The 17,255-nt window shown below is 68.2% G+C and carries 17 protein-coding genes and 1 riboswitch; of the genes, 11 read left to right on the forward strand and 6 right to left on the reverse strand.

The features are described 5' to 3' along the window. The 6 genes from flhF to metF all read left to right on the forward strand — a co-directional run. The coding region (gene flhF / locus BST28156_RS25070; protein WP_174903629.1) for a flagellar biosynthesis GTPase FlhF at positions 1-1,207 on the forward strand (1,207 nt) is incomplete at its 5' end. Continuing rightward, positions 1,200-2,018 (forward strand): MinD/ParA family ATP-binding protein, encoded by an 819-nt coding sequence (locus BST28156_RS25075; protein WP_060245979.1) that lies wholly within the window; start codon positions 1,200-1,202, stop codon positions 2,016-2,018. The genes flhF and BST28156_RS25075, both read left to right, overlap by 8 nt. A gap of 22 nt (positions 2,019-2,040) precedes the next feature. Next, positions 2,041-2,775 carry an RNA polymerase sigma factor FliA gene (locus BST28156_RS25080; protein ID WP_040126439.1) on the forward strand — a complete coding sequence of 245 codons (735 nt, stop codon included), beginning with the start codon at positions 2,041-2,043 and terminating at the stop codon, positions 2,773-2,775. Positions 2,776-2,851: 76 nt separating this feature from the next. Next, a riboswitch (S-adenosyl-L-homocysteine riboswitch) is annotated at positions 2,852-2,966 on the forward strand. Positions 2,967-3,000: 34 nt separating this feature from the next. After that, positions 3,001-4,419, forward strand: a complete 1,419-nt coding sequence (ahcY, locus tag BST28156_RS25085; protein ID WP_060245980.1) for an adenosylhomocysteinase — start codon at positions 3,001-3,003, stop codon at positions 4,417-4,419. 158 nt (positions 4,420-4,577) lie between these two features. Continuing rightward, positions 4,578-4,931 (forward strand): phage holin family protein, encoded by a 354-nt coding sequence (locus BST28156_RS25090; RefSeq protein ID WP_009688873.1) that lies wholly within the window; start codon positions 4,578-4,580, stop codon positions 4,929-4,931. 19 nt (positions 4,932-4,950) lie between these two features. Then, positions 4,951-5,781 (forward strand): methylenetetrahydrofolate reductase [NAD(P)H], encoded by an 831-nt coding sequence (gene metF, locus BST28156_RS25095; protein WP_060245981.1) that lies wholly within the window; start codon positions 4,951-4,953, stop codon positions 5,779-5,781. Positions 5,782-5,865: 84 nt separating this feature from the next. Here metF and BST28156_RS25100 read toward each other — a convergent pair whose 3' ends face one another. Next, positions 5,866-7,338 carry an amidase gene (locus BST28156_RS25100; protein ID WP_174903630.1) on the reverse strand — a complete coding sequence of 491 codons (1,473 nt, stop codon included), beginning with the start codon at positions 7,336-7,338 and terminating at the stop codon, positions 5,866-5,868. Positions 7,339-7,418: 80 nt separating this feature from the next. Then, the gene (locus BST28156_RS25105; RefSeq protein WP_174903631.1) at positions 7,419-8,111 is read right to left on the reverse strand and encodes a dienelactone hydrolase family protein; all 693 of its coding nucleotides are present in this window, start codon (positions 8,109-8,111) and stop codon (positions 7,419-7,421) included. 262 nt (positions 8,112-8,373) lie between these two features. Between BST28156_RS25105 and BST28156_RS25110 the strand changes: the two genes are divergently transcribed. Beyond that, positions 8,374-9,453: an NAD(P)H-dependent flavin oxidoreductase gene (locus BST28156_RS25110; RefSeq protein ID WP_060245984.1), complete on the forward strand. Its 1,080-nt coding sequence runs from the start codon at positions 8,374-8,376 to the stop codon at positions 9,451-9,453. 417 nt (positions 9,454-9,870) lie between these two features. Next, a complete protein-coding gene (locus tag BST28156_RS25115) occupies positions 9,871-11,013 on the forward strand; it encodes a branched-chain amino acid ABC transporter substrate-binding protein (protein ID WP_060245985.1) in 1,143 nt (380 codons plus the stop codon). A gap of 129 nt (positions 11,014-11,142) precedes the next feature. Here BST28156_RS25115 and BST28156_RS25120 read toward each other — a convergent pair whose 3' ends face one another. After that, the gene (locus BST28156_RS25120; RefSeq protein WP_174903632.1) at positions 11,143-12,345 is read right to left on the reverse strand and encodes an MFS transporter; all 1,203 of its coding nucleotides are present in this window, start codon (positions 12,343-12,345) and stop codon (positions 11,143-11,145) included. A gap of 283 nt (positions 12,346-12,628) precedes the next feature. Between BST28156_RS25120 and BST28156_RS25125 the strand changes: the two genes are divergently transcribed. From BST28156_RS25125 to BST28156_RS25135, 3 genes are all read left to right on the forward strand, one after another. Beyond that, a complete protein-coding gene (locus tag BST28156_RS25125) occupies positions 12,629-13,288 on the forward strand; it encodes a HugZ family pyridoxamine 5'-phosphate oxidase (RefSeq protein ID WP_174903633.1) in 660 nt (219 codons plus the stop codon). Between the two features lie 358 nt (positions 13,289-13,646). Further along, a complete protein-coding gene (locus BST28156_RS25130) occupies positions 13,647-13,940 on the forward strand; it encodes an H-NS histone family protein (RefSeq protein WP_060245988.1) in 294 nt (97 codons plus the stop codon). A 259-nt stretch (positions 13,941-14,199) separates the two neighbouring features. Further along, the gene (locus BST28156_RS25135) at positions 14,200-15,348 is read left to right on the forward strand and encodes a cation diffusion facilitator family transporter (protein WP_174903634.1); all 1,149 of its coding nucleotides are present in this window, start codon (positions 14,200-14,202) and stop codon (positions 15,346-15,348) included. 24 nt (positions 15,349-15,372) lie between these two features. Here the strand turns inward: BST28156_RS25135 and BST28156_RS25140 are convergent, their stop codons facing one another. The 3 genes from BST28156_RS25140 to BST28156_RS25150 all read right to left on the reverse strand — a co-directional run bounded on the left by BST28156_RS25140 (position 15,373) and on the right by BST28156_RS25150 (position 17,224). Next, positions 15,373-15,843 carry an Lrp/AsnC family transcriptional regulator gene (locus tag BST28156_RS25140; protein ID WP_011882933.1) on the reverse strand — a complete coding sequence of 157 codons (471 nt, stop codon included), beginning with the start codon at positions 15,841-15,843 and terminating at the stop codon, positions 15,373-15,375. 80 nt (positions 15,844-15,923) lie between these two features. Then, positions 15,924-16,583, reverse strand: coding sequence for a 3'-5' exonuclease family protein (locus BST28156_RS25145; RefSeq protein ID WP_060245990.1), 660 nt, complete (start codon positions 16,581-16,583; stop codon positions 15,924-15,926). After that, positions 16,580-17,224, reverse strand: a complete 645-nt coding sequence (locus tag BST28156_RS25150) for an MBL fold metallo-hydrolase (protein WP_060245991.1) — start codon at positions 17,222-17,224, stop codon at positions 16,580-16,582. The genes BST28156_RS25145 and BST28156_RS25150 overlap by 4 nt, the downstream gene beginning before the upstream one ends. Positions 17,225-17,255 lie beyond the last annotated feature (31 nt).

The raw sequence follows: 17,255 nt of genomic DNA on the forward strand, positions 1-17,255 counted from the left end.
CGCCGCACGCGCGCCGCAGGAAGCGCCGCCGGCCGACTGGGCGCGCGACGTCGTGCGCGATGCCGAGCGCCGCATCCCGGCCGCTGCCCCGCGCGCGCCGGAACCGCCCGCATCACCCGCCGCGAAGCCGTCCGAGCGTCCGCGCCTGTCCGCCGAGGCAGCCGCTGCGGTCGCCGACGCAGTGAAATCGGGCGTCGAGCAGATCGTCAACGACACGGTGATGAACGAGCTCGGCGCGCTGCGCGGGATGATGGAAGCGCAGTTCGACAACCTGATGTGGCACGACCGCCAGCGCCGCAGCCCGGTGCACGGCGCGCTGACGCGGCATCTGTTCGCGGCCGGCTTCTCCGCGCAGCTGGTGCGGATGCTGGTCGACAACCTGCCGGCCGGCGACGGCGCGCAGCGCTTCGACGCCGCCGTCGAATGGGCGCAGTCGGTGCTCGCGGCGAACCTGCCGGTGCTCGGCAGCGAGGATGCGCTGATGGAGCGCGGCGGCGTGTTCGCGCTGATGGGGCCGACCGGCGTCGGCAAGACCACGACCACCGCGAAGCTCGCCGCGCGCTGCGTGATGCGCTTCGGCGCGAGCAAGGTCGCGCTGCTGACGACCGACAGCTACCGGATCGGCGGCCACGAGCAGCTGCGCATCTTCGGCAAGATCCTCGGCGTGCCGGTGCACGCGGTGAAGGACGCGGGCGATCTCGCGCTCGCGCTGTCCGAGCTGCGCAACAAGCACATCGTGCTGATCGACACGATCGGGATGAGCCAGCGCGACCGCGCGGTGTCCGACCAGATCGCGATGCTGCACGGCGCGAACGCGCCGGTGCAGCGCCTGCTGCTGCTCAACGCGACGAGCCACGGCGACACGCTCAACGAGGTCGTGCAGGCCTACCGCAGCGCGGGCCAGCATCCGCACGCGGCGGCGCCGGACCTGGCCGGCTGCATCCTGACGAAGCTCGACGAGGCGACCCATCTCGGCGGCGCGCTCGACACGGTGATCCGCTACAAGCTGCCCGTGCACTACGTGTCGACCGGCCAGAAGGTGCCGGAGAACCTGTATGTCGCGACGACCAAATTCCTGCTGAAAAGCGCGTTCTGTGTGCCGCGCGACGGCTCGCCCTTCGTGCCGCAAGACGAGGACATGCCGACGCTGCTTTCCGCGCTGACCGCACGTGCCACCGCCGATCTGCACGAGGTGCGTTTTGGATAAACGAATCATCGACCAGGCCGAAGGGCTGCGGCGCCTGCTGGCCGGGCGTACGTCGCGCATCGTCGCGGTGACCGGCGGGCCGGCGGGGGTCGGCTGCACGTCGACCGTCGTGAACGTGGCCGCCGCGCTGGCCGCGCTCGGCAAGGACGTGCTCGTCGTCGACGAGCGCGCCGACGTGCATTCGGCATCCGCGACGCTCGCGGGCGCGTGGCTGCGCGACGGCGAGCGCACGCGGGTGGCCGCCGGCTTCGGGCTGTGCGCGGCCGCGCGGTTCGCGCGCGCCGGCTACAGCGACGCGCAGCTGGGCGACTTCGTCGACGGCCAGGCCGACATCGTGCTGGTCGACGCGCAACTCGGCGCCGACGGCACGCTGTCGGCACTCGCGCGCGAAGCGCACGACGTGCTGGTCGTCACGCGGGTGGCCGCGCAGGCGATCACCGAGGCCTACGCGTGCATGAAGCGCCTGCATTTCGCGCACGCGATCGCGCAGTTCCGCGTGCTGACCAACCACATCGGCAGCGCGGTCGACGCGAAGACCGCATTCGACAACCTCGCGGGCGTCGCCAGCCGCTACCTGACGGTGTCGATCGCCGACGCGGGCTGCGTGAGCGCCGATCCGCTCGTCGAGCATGCCCGCGCGCTGACGCGCACCGCGGTCGACGCATTCCCGTCGTCGTCCGCCGCGCGCGACTACCGGCAGATCGCCGCCGACCTGCTGTACTGGCCGATGCGTCCGCGGCCGGGCGCGGGGCGCGAGGTTCGCCCCGGCGCGCAACCGTCGTACGAGGCGGGCACGGCGCACGCCGTCTGAGCGCCACCGGAAGGAGAGAGCCATGATGTACAACGCTCAAGGAAAGATCTCGCAGGCCGACGTGCTCGCGCAATACGCGCCGCTGGTGCGCCGCCTCGGGCTGCAGCTCGTCGCGAAGATGCCGGCGAGCGTCGATCTCGACGACCTGATCCAGGCCGGCATGATCGGCCTGATGGATGCGGCCGGCCGCTACAAGGAAGACCAGGGCGCGCAGTTCGAGACCTATGCGACGCAGCGGATTCGCGGCGCGATGCTCGACGAGCTGCGCAGCAACGACTGGCTGCCGCGCAGCCTGCGCAAGACGTCGCGCGAGGTCGAGCACGCGGTGCACCAGGTCGAGCAGCAGCTCGGCCGCGCGGCCAGCGAAGCCGAGATCGCGCAGCACCTGAACATGCCGCTCGACGAGTATCAGGGGATGCTGCAGGACCTGCACGGCAGCCAGCTGATCTACTACGAGGATTTCGACCGCGCGGCCGACGACGAACCGTTCCTCGACCGCTATCGCGTCGATCACGCCGATCCGTTGTCGGCGCTGCTCGACGACCATCTGCGCGGCGCGCTGGTGGAGGCGATCGAGCGGCTGCCGGAGCGCGAGAAGCTGCTGATGTCGCTCTATTACGAGCGCGGGCTGAACCTGCGCGAGATCGGCGCGGTGCTCGAAGTCAGCGAGTCGCGCGTGTGCCAGCTGCACAGCCAGGCCGTCGCGCGCCTGCGCGCGCGGCTGCGCGAGCAGGCGTGGGTCGGCGCGGAGACCTGACCCTCTGATTGCGCCCGCGCGCGTCGACGCCGCGCGGGTACGCATTCGTCGCGCCGATTTGCTACAATCCCTCCCGTTTTCCGAGGAGCGTTGCGACGGACCGTTCTGCGTCCGCCAGGCTCGGAAGGCTTCACCAGGCGCCGGCGCGGCTTTGTTCGCCGGCTTCGCCTCCTGAACGGCGCTCACGTCACCAATTTCTAGAACTTTTTTAGAAAGGAGGGCGTGATGAACGCCATTATCGATTCGAAAGCTTCCCAGGATTACGTCGTCGCCGACATGGCGCTTGCCGGCTGGGGCCGCAAGGAACTGAACATCGCCGAGACCGAAATGCCGGGCCTCGTGCAGATCCGCGACGAATACAAGGCGCAGCAGCCGCTGAAGGGTGCGCGCATCGCCGGTTCGCTGCACATGACGATCCAGACGGGCGTGCTGATCGAGACGCTGAAGGCGCTCGGCGCGGACGTGCGCTGGGCCTCGTGCAACATCTTCTCGACGCAGGACCACGCAGCTGCCGCGATCGTCGAGGCCGGCACGCCGGTGTTCGCGTTCAAGGGCGAATCGCTCGACGAATACTGGGAGTTCTCGCACCGCATCTTCGAATGGCCGAACGGCGAATTCGCGAACATGATCCTCGACGACGGCGGCGATGCGACGCTGCTGCTGATCCTCGGCTCGAAGGCCGAGAAGGATCGCTCGGTGATCGCGAAGCCGACCAACGAGGAAGAAGTCGCGCTGTACAAGTCGATCGCCAAGCACCTCGACGCCGACCCGACCTGGTACTCGACGCGCCTCGCGCACATCAAGGGCGTGACCGAGGAAACCACGACCGGCGTGCACCGCCTGTATCAGATGGAAAAGGACGGCCGCCTGCCGTTCCCGGCGTTCAACGTGAACGATTCGGTCACCAAGTCGAAGTTCGACAACCTGTACGGCTGCCGCGAGTCGCTGGTCGACGGCATCAAGCGCGCGACCGACGTGATGATCGCGGGCAAGGTCGCGGTCGTCGCGGGCTACGGCGACGTGGGCAAGGGCTGCGCGCAGTCGCTGCGCGGCCTCGGTGCGACCGTGTGGGTCACCGAAATCGATCCGATCTGCGCGCTGCAGGCGGCGATGGAAGGCTACCGCGTCGTGACGATGGAATACGCGGCCGACAAGGCCGACATCTTCGTGACGGCGACCGGCAACTACCACGTGATCAACCACGATCACATGAAGGCGATGCGCCACAACGCGATCGTCTGCAACATCGGCCACTTCGACTCGGAAATCGACGTCGCGTCGACGCGCCAGTACCAGTGGGAAAACATCAAGCCGCAGGTCGACCACATCATCTTCCCGGACGGCAAGCGCATCATCCTGCTGGCCGAAGGCCGCCTCGTGAACCTCGGCTGCGCGACCGGCCACCCGTCGTTCGTGATGTCGAACTCGTTCGCGAACCAGACGCTCGCGCAGATCGAGCTGTTCACGCGCGGCGACCAGTACGAGAACAAGGTGTACGTGCTGCCGAAGCATCTCGACGAAAAGGTCGCGCGCCTGCACCTCGCGCGCATCGGCGCGAACCTGTCGGTGCTGTCGGACGAACAGGCTGCGTACATCGGCGTCTCGAAGGAAGGCCCGTTCAAGCCGAACCACTACCGCTACTGATGCGCGCCGCCGTCGCCGGGTCGGGTGCGCCGCGCTGCGGCGCGCCCGACCCGGCGGCGCGGGCCTCATCCGGCCGGACCGGTGCGTCGCGCCCTCGGGCGCGCGGGCCGGCCGGCGCCGGCGGCCACTGATCGACCAACGAAGAACCGGAGCACACCATGAGCCTCATCCTCACCTGGGTCATCAATGCCCTCGCGCTGCTGATCATCACGTACCTCGTGCCGTCGATCCATATCAAGAGCTTCGGCACCGCGCTGATCATCGCGGTCGTGCTCGGCCTGATCAACACGGTGATCCGTCCGGTGCTGATCCTGCTGACGCTGCCCGTCACGATCGTCACGCTCGGGCTGTTCATCCTCGTCGTGAACGCGCTGTGCTTCTGGTTCGCGTCGTCGTTGCTGAAGGGTTTCGAGGTGTCGGGGTTCTGGTCCGCGTTCTTCGGTTCGATCCTGTACAGCATCGTGTCGTGGCTGCTGTCCGCACTCATTTTCGGCCAGCGCAACATCGGCTGAGGGCCCAACCCCCCGAATCATGAAACCGATCGAACTCTCGTTTGAATTCTTTCCGCCGAAGACGGCGGACGGCGTCGAGAAGCTGCGCGCGACCCGCGCGCAACTGCTGCCGCTGAAGCCGAAATTCGTCTCCGTGACGTTCGGCGCCGGCGGCTCGACGCAGCAGGGCACGCTCGATACCGTGCTCGACATGCAGAAGGACGGCCTCGAGGCCGCGCCGCACCTGTCGTGCATCGGCTCGTCGCGCGACAGCCTGCGCGCGATCCTCGACCAGTACCGCTCGTACGGCATCCGCCACATCGTCGCGCTGCGCGGCGACCTGCCGTCCGGGATGGGCGCGGTCGGCGAGCTGCGCTATGCGTCGGAACTCGTCAGCTTCATCCGCGCGGAGCATGGCGACTGGTTCCACATCGAAGTCGCCGGCTATCCGGAATACCATCCGCAGGCGCGTTCGCCGAAGGCCGATCTCGAGAACTTCGCGCGCAAGGTGAAAGCCGGCGCGAATTCCGCGATCACGCAGTACTTCTTCAACGCCGACGCGTATTTCCGCTTCGTCGACGATGCGCGCAAGCTCGGCGTCGACGTGCCGATCGTGCCGGGCATCATGCCGATCACGAACTTCTCGCAGCTGATGCGCTTCTCGGAGATGTGCGGCGCCGAAGTGCCGCGCTGGGTCGCGCGCCGGCTCGAGAGCTTCGGCGACGATCGCGAGTCGATTCGCGCGTTCGGCGCGGATGTCGTCACCGGCCTGTGCCAGCGCCTGATCGACGCGGGCGTGCCGGGGCTGCACTTCTATACGCTGAACGCGGCGGCCGCGACGAAGACGATCTGCGAACGGCTCGACCCGTAAGCGTCGGGCCGCGGTTGCCTGCATGCAAGCCCCGTCGGCTCCGGCCGGCGGTTTTTTTTTCGCCTTTCGCTGGCGTGCCGCGCGTCAGCGCTGCGCCTGCATCAGCGGCGGGCGGCGCTCGAACCACGGCCGCGCCTGCTCGAGCTGTCGCGCGAGCTTCAGCAGCAGCGCGTCGTCGCCGTGGCGCGCGGCGAACTGCACGCCGATCGGCAGCCCGCGCGCGTTCCAGTAGAGCGGCACCGACATCGCAGGCTGTCCCGTCAGGTTGAACAGCTCGGTGCAGCCGGCCCATGCGAACGCCTTCTGCGAAGCCTTCGCGAGCAGCTCCTTCAGCAGCGGCCTGGCCGGCAGCGTCGCGACCAGCCGCATCTGCGCGGCTTCGAGCGGCGTCGGCTGCAGCGCGCCGATCTTCACCGGCGGGCCTGCGAGCGATGCGCACAGGATCGCGTCGTAGCGCGACACGACGCCCGCGACCTGCACGGTGAGCTGGCGCTGCCATTCGAGCACGTCCGGCAGGCGCGCGCGTGCGAGGTGCCGGCCGACCGCAGCCATCGCCCAGGTCGCGGCCTCGAACTCGCCGCGCCGCGGCGTGCGGCCGGTCAGCGAGCGCGCGCCGAGCACCATTTCCTCGGCGATCGTCGCCCACAGCGTGAGGAAGGTTTCGGCTGCGCGCGCGTAGTCGATCGGCAGCGTCGCCGGCTCGACGTGATGGCCGAGCGATTCGACCAGCGCGGCCGCGTCGTCGAGCGCCGCGCGCGTGTCGGCGTCGAGCGCCGGCGCGAGCATCGGATCGACGACGAGGCCGATCCGCAGCGGGCCGGGCGGCGTATCGAGCGCGCCGAGGAAGGTGCCGGGCGCGCCGGGCGGCAGCGTCTGGCCGGTCGTCACGTCGAGCAGCAGCGCGCTGTCGCGCACACTGCGCGACAGCGCGTGCTGGACCACCAGCTCGCCGTTGCTCGGCAGGTCGACGAGCGCCGGGTTGCGGCTCGGCTTGAGGCCGAACAGCGCGCAGCACGACGCGGGAATCCGGATCGAGCCGCCGCCGTCCGACGCGTGCGCGAGCGGCACGACGCCGGCCGCGACGGCGGCCGCCGCGCCGCCGCTCGAACCGCCGGGCGTATGGTCGAGGTTCCACGGGTTGCGGCACGCGCCGAACAGCGCGGGCTCGGTGTACGGCATCTGGCCGATCTCCGACGTGTTGGTCTTGCCGAACACGTTGAGCCCCGCCGCACGGCTGCGCGCGATCACCGGCGAGTCGTCGCCGGGCACGAAGTAGCGGTAGTGCCGGCTGCCCATCGACAGCGGCAGCCCGGCGACGGCCGCGCCGAGATCCTTGACGAGATAGGGAACGCCCGCGAACGGCGCATCGAGCGCCGCCGTAGCAGCAGCGCGGGCGCGCGCGGCGTCGTAATCCTGCAGCACGATCGCGTTGATCGCGCCGTTGACCGCCTCGGCCTGCCCGATCGCGGCGTCGAGCAGCTCGAGCGGGCTGGCCTTGCGTTCGCGCACGAGCGCGGCGAGGCCGATCGCGTCATGCGCGAGATAGTCCGGGTGCATCGCTGTCACCCCCGTTGTGACGTATGGCGATGGACAGAGGATAACGCGGGCCCGGCGCGCTGCGCGGGCCCGCGGCGGGCTTACAGATGCTCGGCGAGGAACGTCAGCGTGCGGCCGTGCGCGAGCGCCGACGCGCGCTGGTTGTACGACGCGCGGTCGGTGCAGTTGAAGCCGTGCTCGGCGCCCGGATAGACGTGGAACGCGGCGTTGTCGCGGCCGGCGAACGCGGCCTTCACCTGCTCGACGGCGTCGAGCGGAATCCCGTGGTCGTTTTCCGCGTAATGGAACAGGATCGGCTGCGTGACCTTGCCCGCGAGATCGAGCGCGTTCTGGATGCCGCCGCCGTAGTACGCGACCGCCGCGTCGAGCTTGCCGGTCGCCGCCGCGCGATACGCGAGCTGGCCGCCGAAGCAGTAGCCGATCGCCGCGACCTTGCCGGCCACCTCGGCGCGGGCGCGCAGCGCATCGGCCGCCGCGCCGACGTCCGCGACCGCGAGGCCGATGTCGGTCTTCCTCATCAGCTCGATGCCCTTGTCGCGATCCGCGCCTTCGTAGGTCAGCTCGACGCGCGGCTGCGTGCGCCAGAACACGTCCGGCGCGAGCGCGACGTAGCCGTCGGCCGCATACTGGTCGGCGACCGCACGGATGTGCGCGTTCACGCCGAAGATCTCCTGGATGATGATGACGGCAGGGCCCTTGCCGCGCCTGGGCAGCGCGAGGTAGCCGCCGAAGCTGTCGTTACCGGTCGGAATGTCGATCCATTGGGCAGTCACGTTTGAACTCCTGGCGAACGAGGCGCGCGACGCGCGCCGTGGAAAGAGGGCGGGTTAGTGTGCCACCAATCGTGCGGTGCTGCAGCGCACGCGCAAGCGCCGCGCAGGTCGGGTGCGGGCGGCGGCCGCACTGCGCCGGCGCTTCTCGCACAGCGATCGTTTCGATCTCGATTATTCATTTTTCGGCAGCCCGCCACTTCGATAGAGTCGAAGTACGCGCTTTTACAAGGCGCTTTCGCCTCTCGTCCCCGAAGGATCCGCCATGTCCGCTCGTCTCCTTTCCACTCCGTTCGCCGAACGTTTCGGCTTGCGCGTGCCGCTCGTGCAGGCGCCGATGGTCGGCGCGACCACGGCCGCGATGGTCGCCGCCGCGTCGAACGCCGGCGCGCTCGGCAGCCTCGGCGCCGCCGCGTTCGAGCCCGACCGTCTCGCGACCGAGGTCGCCGCGATTCGCGCGGCGACCGATCGCCCGTTCGCGATCAACCTGTTCGTGCTGCCCGACGCGACGCCCGATGCGGCGACCGTCGCGCGCGCGCTCGCGGCGATCGACCCGCTGAACGCGACGCTCGGGCTGCCGCCCGGTGTCGCGCCCGCGCGTTTTGCGCCCGACTTCCGCGCGCAGCTCGACCGGCTCGTGTCGCTGCGCGTGCCGGTCGCGAGCTTCACGTTCGGCGTGCTCGACGCGGCCGACGTCGCACGCCTGAAGGCCGCCGGCACCTACGTGATCGGCACCGCGACGCACGTCGCCGAAGGGCTCGCCTGGCAGGCGGCCGGCGCCGACGCGCTGTGCGCGCAGGGCGCGGAAGCGGGCGGCCATCGCGGCACCTTCATCGGCGCGGCCGACGATGCACTGATCGGCACGCTCGCGCTGGTGCCGCAGCTGGTCGACGCGACCGACCTGCCGGTGCTCGCCGCGGGCGGCATCATGGACGGCCGCGGCATCGCGGCCGCGCTCGCGCTCGGCGCGCAGGCCGCGCAGCTCGGCACCGCGTTCCTGACCTGCGCGGAAAGCGCGATCGCGGCCGACTGGAAGGCGCGGCTGCTCGCGTGCACGGACACGTCGACGCAGGTCACGCGCGCGATCAGCGGGCGTCATGCGCGCGGCTTGCGCAACACGCTGATGGCGCGCCTCGGCGAGCGCCTGGACGACGTCGCGCCGTATCCGGTGCAGAACGCGCTGACGCAGCCGCTGCGCCAGGCCGCCGCGCGCGCGAACGACGGCGACTACCTGTCGCTGTGGGCCGGGCAGGGCGCGCCGCTCGCGCGGCGTCGCGGCGATGCGTTGACGACCGCGCAGCTGGTCGACGCGCTCGACGCCGAATGGCGCGCGACGGCGGCCTGAACGCGCGCGTACCGGCGCTGAAACGCGCGTGTTGTCACGCGCGTTTCATTCAATGATCCCGCGCACAAAATACCGATTCGAAATGACGCGGGAATGCTTTAAAACCAGCTTTCAAAAAACCGCGAGAAATTAGCGGAAACCCTTATCCGGCGGGCCTCGCCGCGATTTCCGAGCAGTCATTCGAAAGTGCCCGCATCGGTAGTGTTACCACTACCCCAAAAAAGTCCCACAAATTAATTTGATCACCTACACTTGCGCGCAAGTACGGGTGCGGCCGTTAAAAGCGGCCGTATTCACGTGCTTGAGGCCAAGTGCATGAACGATGCAACCGGCGAATCGTCCAGTGATTGCAAACACAGGGATGGCAGCGGGGCACCGGGCGATGGCGTTTATTGGGACCGAAACTGGAGACTCACAATGAATATCAAGATGCAAAAGCTGTTGCCGATCACCGCGGCGGCGATGCTGTGCGCCGCAGCTGCAGGCAACGCGTTCGCCGATCAGGTCGTGAAGATCGGCCACGTCGCTCCGTTGACGGGCGGCATTGCACACCTGGGCAAGGACAACGAAAACGGTGCACGTCTCGCGGTCGAGGAGATCAACGCCAAGGGCCTGACGATCGGCGGCCAGAAGATCACGCTGCAGCTGGATCCGCAGGATGACGCGGCCGACCCGCGCCAGGCCACGCAGGTCGCGCAGAAGCTGGTCGACGACAAGGTCGTCGCGGTGGTCGGCCACCTGAACTCGGGCACCTCGATCCCGGCCTCGAAGATCTACAGCGATGCGGGCATCGTGCAGATCTCGCCGTCGGCGACCAACCCGGCCTACACGCAGCAAGGCTTCAAGACGACCTACCGCGTCGTTGCGACCGACGCGCAGCAGGGTCCGGCACTCGCGAACTACGCGCATTCGAAGGGCATCAAGAGCGTCGCGGTGGTCGACGATTCGACCGCGTACGGCCAGGGCCTCGCGAACGAATTCGAGAAGAAGGCGAAGGCGCTCGGCCTGAAGGTGATGTCGCACGACGCGACCAACGACAAGGCGGTCGACTTCCGCGCGATCCTGACGAAGATCAAGGGCGAGAACCCGGACGCGATCATGTACGGCGGCATGGACGCCACCGGCGGCCCGTTCGCGAAGCAGGCGAAGCAGCTCGGCCTGCGCGCGAAGATCTTCGCGGGCGACGGCGTGTGCACGGAAAAGCTGGCCGACCTGGCCGGCGACGCGACCGACAACGTCGTGTGCTCGGAAGCCGGTGCGTCGCTCGAGAAGATGCCGGGCGGCGGCGCGTTCAAGGCCAAGTACGAGAAGCGCTTCGGCCAGCCGATCCAGATCTATGCGCCGTTCACGTATGACGCCGTGTACATCATCGTCGACGCGATGAAGCGTGCGAACTCGACCGATCCGGCGAAGATCCTCGCCGCGATGCCGGCGACCAACTACACGGGCGTGATCGGCACGACGACCTTCGATTCGAAGGGCGACCTGCAGCACGGCGTGATCTCGCTGTACAACTACAAGGGCGGCAAGAAGACGCTGCTCGACGAAGTGAAGATGTAATAAGAAGCGGTCGACCGGAGGGGTGGAAGCGCGCATGCGGGAACGCATGCGCGCTTTCTTTTGGGCGGGCCGATATGCCGGCGCGGCGCGCTGCGCGAAGCGGCGAACGGCGGCGGTGCCGCAGCGCCGTCAGATCTTCAGATGGGCGAGCACCCGCGGCGCGACGGCCGCGACGAGCGCCGCGCACAGCGCGACGACCGACAGTCCGAGCGTCAGGTTCGCCGCCTGCGCGACCGCGCCGATCACGACCGGACCGAACAGCAGTCCGAAATACGCGAGCCCCGCCACGTGCGCGAGGCCTTCCGCCGCGTGGATGCCCTTCACGCGCGCGGCGGCCGCGAACAGCACCGGCATCATGTTCGCGAGGCCGATGCCCATCAGCGTGAAGCCGGTCAGCACGACGGCCGGCTGCGGCATCAGCAGCGCACCGACCATGCCCGCGCACGCGAGCGACGCGCTCGCGAACACCAGCTGCGGCGCGCCGAAGCGCGCACGCACGGCGTCGCCCGCGAAGCGCGCGACCGCCATCCCGCCCGAGAACGCCGCATAGGCGGCGCTCGCGGCCGCGGGGCTGGCCGCGACGACGTCGCGCATGTAGACGGTCGCCCAGTCGTACATCGCGCCTTCGGCGATCAGTGCGACCAGCGCGATGCCGCCGAGCATCCACAGCGCGGGCGAGCGCCAGCGGTTGCCGCCGCCGTGCGCGTGTGCGTGATGCGGCACGTGCGGCAGCACGGCCGGGCTCGCGGCGACGAGCACCGCGGCACTCGCGGCCGCCGCGAGCGCGAGATGCGCGGCCGGCGCCATACCCGCCGACAGCAGCGCACCGCCGGCCGCCGCCCCCGACATCCCGCCGATGCTGAACATCCCGTGCAACGACGACATGATCGGCCGGCCGAGCGCGAGCTCGACCGCGCTGGCCTCGGCGTTCATCGCGACGTCGAGCGTCGCCATCGAGAAGCCGAACAGCGCGAGCACCGCGAGCAGCATCGCGTAGTCGGGCACGACGAGGATCAGCGCCGCGCATGCGGCCATCACGAGGCCGCCGGCGAGGCACGCGGTGCGCGAGCCGACGCGCGCGATCCAGCGCGCGATCGTCAGCATCGCGGCGATCGAGCCGCCCGCGACCGCGAACAGCGCGATCGACAGCAGCCCCGGGCTCAGCGCGAACTTGTCGCGCACGGTCGGCACGTGCACGCCCCACGACGCGTACATCATGCCGGCGACGAAGAACAGCGCCATCGTGGCGGTGCGTGCGCGCTGGCGAACCGGCAGGGACAGCCGGCGATGCGCGTCGGGCGCAGCGGCGAGATCGGGGGAGGAGTCGGACACGGAAGGCTCGTCAGAAAAAAATGCGCGGGCGCGGGGCGCGCGGCGGATTTGTCCGATTCTATCGAACCGCTTACTTGCTTGCCGGGTCGACGAGCGGCGGGGCGATGCGGCGAGCGCGGTGGGCGGCCAGGTGCGCCGGGTCGCGTCGCGTCGCGTCGGGTCGCGTCGCGTCGGGCGGCGCGGCACTCCGGCCGATGTGCGGCACGCGCCTGCGCGAGTAACATCGGTGCGCATGCGGCGTGCCCGGCACGCCGCCCCGGCCTTTCGATCGCAGGAGTCCCCCTTGAACATCGATCCCGCCCTCGCCCTGCACCTGCTGCACCGCTGCGCGCTCGGCACGCTGTCGACCCATTCGCGCGACCCGCAGGGCTTTCCGTATCCGACGGTCGTGCCGTTCGCGCCCGATGCCGGCCATCGGCCGGTGATTCTCGTGAGCGCGCTCGCCGAGCACACGCGCAATCTCGTCGCCGATCCGCGCGCGGGCTTCCTGGTCGTCGACGCGCCCGACGGCGACGTGCTGAATGCCGAGCGCGCGACGATGCTCGGCCGCTTCGTGCCGCTCGGCGACGATCCTCACGTCGCCGCGCGCTACCGGCGCTACGAACCGGACGCGGCGCGCTATCTCGCGCTCGGCGATTTCACGTTCTGGGCGCTCGAGGTCGAACGGCTGCGCTATATCGGCGGGTTCGGCCGGATGGGCTGGGTCGACGGCGCCGATCTCGACGCGCTGCCGCCGCTCGCGTTCGACGACGAACGTGCGCTATGGGACGCGTACGATGCGAGCGCCGCGCGCCGCGACGGGCTCGAACTGCTCGGCGTCGACCGCCACGGCGCCGACTGGCGCCGCGACGGCCGCCGCGTACGAGTGCCGTTCGACGCGCCGCAGACCGACGTCGGCGCGCTGCGCGAGCGGCTGATCGCGAGCGCGCGGGATGTGGCGTGATGTCGCGGGGTGCCGGCATGCATGCGTCGAATGCTGCGGGCCATTCGATTTAGTCAACCTGTCGCCGGATGAAAGCTTCGATTTTTTCGCATACAGGGTAATTGCGTATGCTGATAGGCCTAATGGATGAACGCTAATGTCCTAATCTCTGTGGAAGGACGCAACATTTTTGAGAAAAGGCCGCACCCGGTCAAAATGACGTGTGTGAATTACAATGAGTCTCGGGATTTTCATGAATCCCGCTTGTCTCAATTCTTTTTTGTGCTAATCTCTGCCTTCGAAAATCCGAGGCACATATATTTCATGAATGGTGAGCTGGCTGCAGACCGGCGCCATTGGTCAGATAGAAAGGGAAACTATGTCTTCTTACAAGGACCTGCTGGCCCAGCGGGAGAAGCTGGAGAAGCAAATCGAAGAAGCGAAGGCGCGTGAATACGCCGAAGTGCTGAATGACGTGAAGCAGAAAATCGCCGACTACGGCTTTTCGCCGGTCGAACTCGGCCTTGGCCGTGCGAAGCCGGGCAAGGTCGGCCGTCCGCGCGCAGGCGTGGCAGCGAAATACCGCGACCCCGAATCGGGTGCAACGTGGTCGGGCCGCGGCAAGCCGCCGCGCTGGATCGCCGGCAAGAATCGCGAAGAGTTTGCGATTTAAGTGCCTGTTTAAGTTGTACCGCTCGGAGGAGCCGCGTGACCGTTCAGGTACGCGGCTCTTTTGTTTTCGAGATGCAGAAGATGGCGGAGGTGACGGCCGGCACTCAGCCGTTGTCATAAAAGTGTCAGCTTCGAGTGTGAATGAAAATACGAGCCGTTCGCATAAGCGGTTGATTTAAATGAAAAATTTAGGGTTATCGGGACGTTCGGCCAAGGTGCCTTGATAGAATTCCGTATCCGTTCCGATATCTCATATTTCCATGTCCACGTTTACCGGCGACGCGCAAAGCGCAGATAAGCACGCGGTCGCACGCAAGAGCACCCTCGTCAGTATCGTGCTGAATGTCGTACTTGCGACATTTCAGATTGCCGTCGGGGTGATTGCGCATTCGCAGGCATTGATTGCTGACGGCGTGCATTCTATTTCGGATTTGGTCTCCGATTTTGTCGTGCTGGTTGCGAATCGGCATAGCGGTGCATTGCCGGACGCCGACCATAATTACGGCCACTCCCGCTACGAGACCGTCGCGTCGATGTTTCTCGGCGCGATCCTGATCGCGGTCGGGATCGGCATGCTGTGGCGGGCCGGCGAGCGCCTCGTGCATCTGGAGGACATTCCGCCCGTGCATTTCTCGGCGCTGCTTGTCGCGGTCACGGTGCTCGTGTCGAAGGAGGCGCTGTTCCGCTACATGCTGCGCGAAGCGCGGCGCGTGCGCTCGGCGATGCTGGTCGCGAACGCATGGCATGCGCGTTCGGATGCCGCGTCGTCGCTCGTCGTCGCGATCGGCATCGTCGGCAGCCTCGCGGGCTTCACGCTGCTCGACCCGATCGCGGCCGCGATCGTCGGCTTCATGGTCGCGCGGATGGGCTGGACCTTCGGCTATGACGCGCTGCAGGACCTGTCCGACCGCGCGCTCGACACGGCCGACACCACCGAGATCCGCGCGCTGCTCGCGGCGACGCCCGGCGTGCGCGACGTGCACGACCTGCGCACGCGCAAGATGGGCGACGCCGCGCTCGTCGACGCGCACATCCTGGTCGATCCGATGATCTCGGTATCGGAAGGCCACTACATCGCGGAAACGGCGCGCGCACGCGTGCTGTCGGACCCGCGCGTGCTCGACGCGCTGATTCACGTCGATCCCGAGAACGATGCGGCGCGCCGTCCGGCGCTCGCGTTGCCGCCGCGCGGCGAAATCGCGACGCGGATCGAGGCCGCGCTCGCGCAGCGCGGGCTGCGCGCGAGCGCGATCAACCTGCATTACCTGAGCACGGGACTCGAGATCGACGTGACGCTCGCGGCCGATTCGGGCGACGCCGCGGCGCTGGCCGGCCGGCTCGACGTCGATGCGCTGAAGCGCCAGTTCGGTGCGCGCCGGATCGGCTTCACGCGCGCGCTGCCGGCGTGAAACGCCGCGCCCGCGCGCGTCGCGTCACAGCGGCAGCTGCGTATCGAACTTGATTTCGCGCAGCACGACGCTGGTGCGCACCTGCGACACGGCCGGGATCTTGAAGATGCGTTCGTGCAGGAACACGTCGTAGGCCTTGATGTCGGGCGCGACGATCTTGAGGATGTAGTCGGCTTCGCCGGTCGTGCTGTAACACTCGGTGACTTCCGGACAGGTCGAGATCTCGCGCTCGAACTGCTCGACGCCGCCTTCGTTGTGGCGCGTCAGGTGCACGTGCGCGAGCGCGCACACGTGCAATCCGAGTTTCTCGCGATCGAGCAGCGCGGTATAGCGCTGGATCACGCCCGACTGCTCCATGTCCTTGATGCGGCGCCAGCACGGCGTGCTCGACAGGCCGACCTGGTCGGAGATTTCCTGGACGGAACGACGCGCGTCGAGCTGCAACAGGCGAAGGATTTTTTGCGAAAAGGAATCGAGCGTCACCTGCGCCTCCATGTGGCAGCCTACAACACGCTGAATGTTAGAGGGCCGGGAAAGGAAAGGCAATCTGACGCGCCGCTGCTGAGCGAGATTCGCTAATTTGCGCGCGGATCCGTGGGATTTTGTCCCGCGCCCGCCTGTTCCGAACGATCGGTGTCGGACACCGCGAGCCCCGCCAGCGCGGCTTGCTGCCGCCGCAGGTCCGCCAGCATGTTGCAGAACAGTGCGCCCTGTTCGATCGCGTCGTCGAGCGCGACGTGCGTGTGCGGGTGATCGTCGAACCAGTGCTTCGGGAAGCGCGGCTTGATCGCCTTGCGGTACGGCAGGCCCGTCATCGCGAACGCGAGCGTCTTGATGTCGAGTGCCGACCACGAGAACGGGCAGCGGCCCGCGAAGCGCATCATGTACCAGAACATGAACGTGAAATCGAAGCCGGCCGGCATCGCAACGAACACCGGCTTGCCGGGCAGCGCCTCGACCCACTCGACGTACGCGACGAGCGCGGCCTCGGGCGCCTGCAGGTCCTGCCGGCACGCGGCCCATGCTTCGGGCTCGGTCTTCCACCACGCTTCCTGCACCGGGTGCGCGTGCGCGCCCGGCAGCGTCTCGAGGTTCGCCGAGAAGGTCGCGATCAGCTGCTTGTCCTCGGTATAGGCGGCCGACGCGAAGCTCAGCATCGAGTGCGGGCCGGGAATCGGGCCGTCCGCCTCGACGTCGGTGCTGACGTAGATTTCCGGGATGGCGGCCTGGTTCATCCGAACACCTTGTCCGACACGAACGGGTTCGTGCGGCGCTCGTCGCCGAACGTCGACACGGGGCCGTGACCCGGCACGAACGTGACGTCGTCGCCGAGCGGCCACAGCTTCTCCTTGATCGAGCGGACGAGGTCCGCGTGGTTGCCGCGCGGGAAATCGGTGCGGCCGATCGAGCCCGCGAACAGCACGTCGCCGACGATCGCGACGCGGTGCGCGCGGCTGAAGAACACCACGTGGCCCGGCGTATGGCCCGGGCAGTGATAGACCTCGAGCGTTTCGTCGCCGAACTGCACGGTGTCGCCGTCGTTGAGCCAGCGATCCGGCTCGAACGCTTCAGCGGCCGGGAAGCCGAAGCGTTCGCTTTGCATCGGCAGCTTCTCGATCCAGAAGCGCTCGTCTTCCTGCGGGCCCTCGATCGGCACGCCGTAGTGCGTCGCGAGCGTCTTCGCGCCCGCGCAGTGATCGATGTGCCCGTGCGTGAGCAGCACCTTCTCGACCTGCACGTTCTGTCGCGCGATCTCCTGTTCGATCCGTTCGAGATCGCCGCCCGGATCGACGACGGCGGCGCGGCCGGTCTTCTCGCAGACGAGCAGCGAGCAGTTCTGCTGGAACGGCGTGACCGGGATGAGCGTGACTTTCATGGAGGCACCGGCGGCTAAAAGGATCGATTGT

The organism is Burkholderia pseudomultivorans (assembly GCF_902499075.1).
In the GTDB taxonomy this organism is placed as follows: domain Bacteria; phylum Pseudomonadota; class Gammaproteobacteria; order Burkholderiales; family Burkholderiaceae; genus Burkholderia; species Burkholderia pseudomultivorans.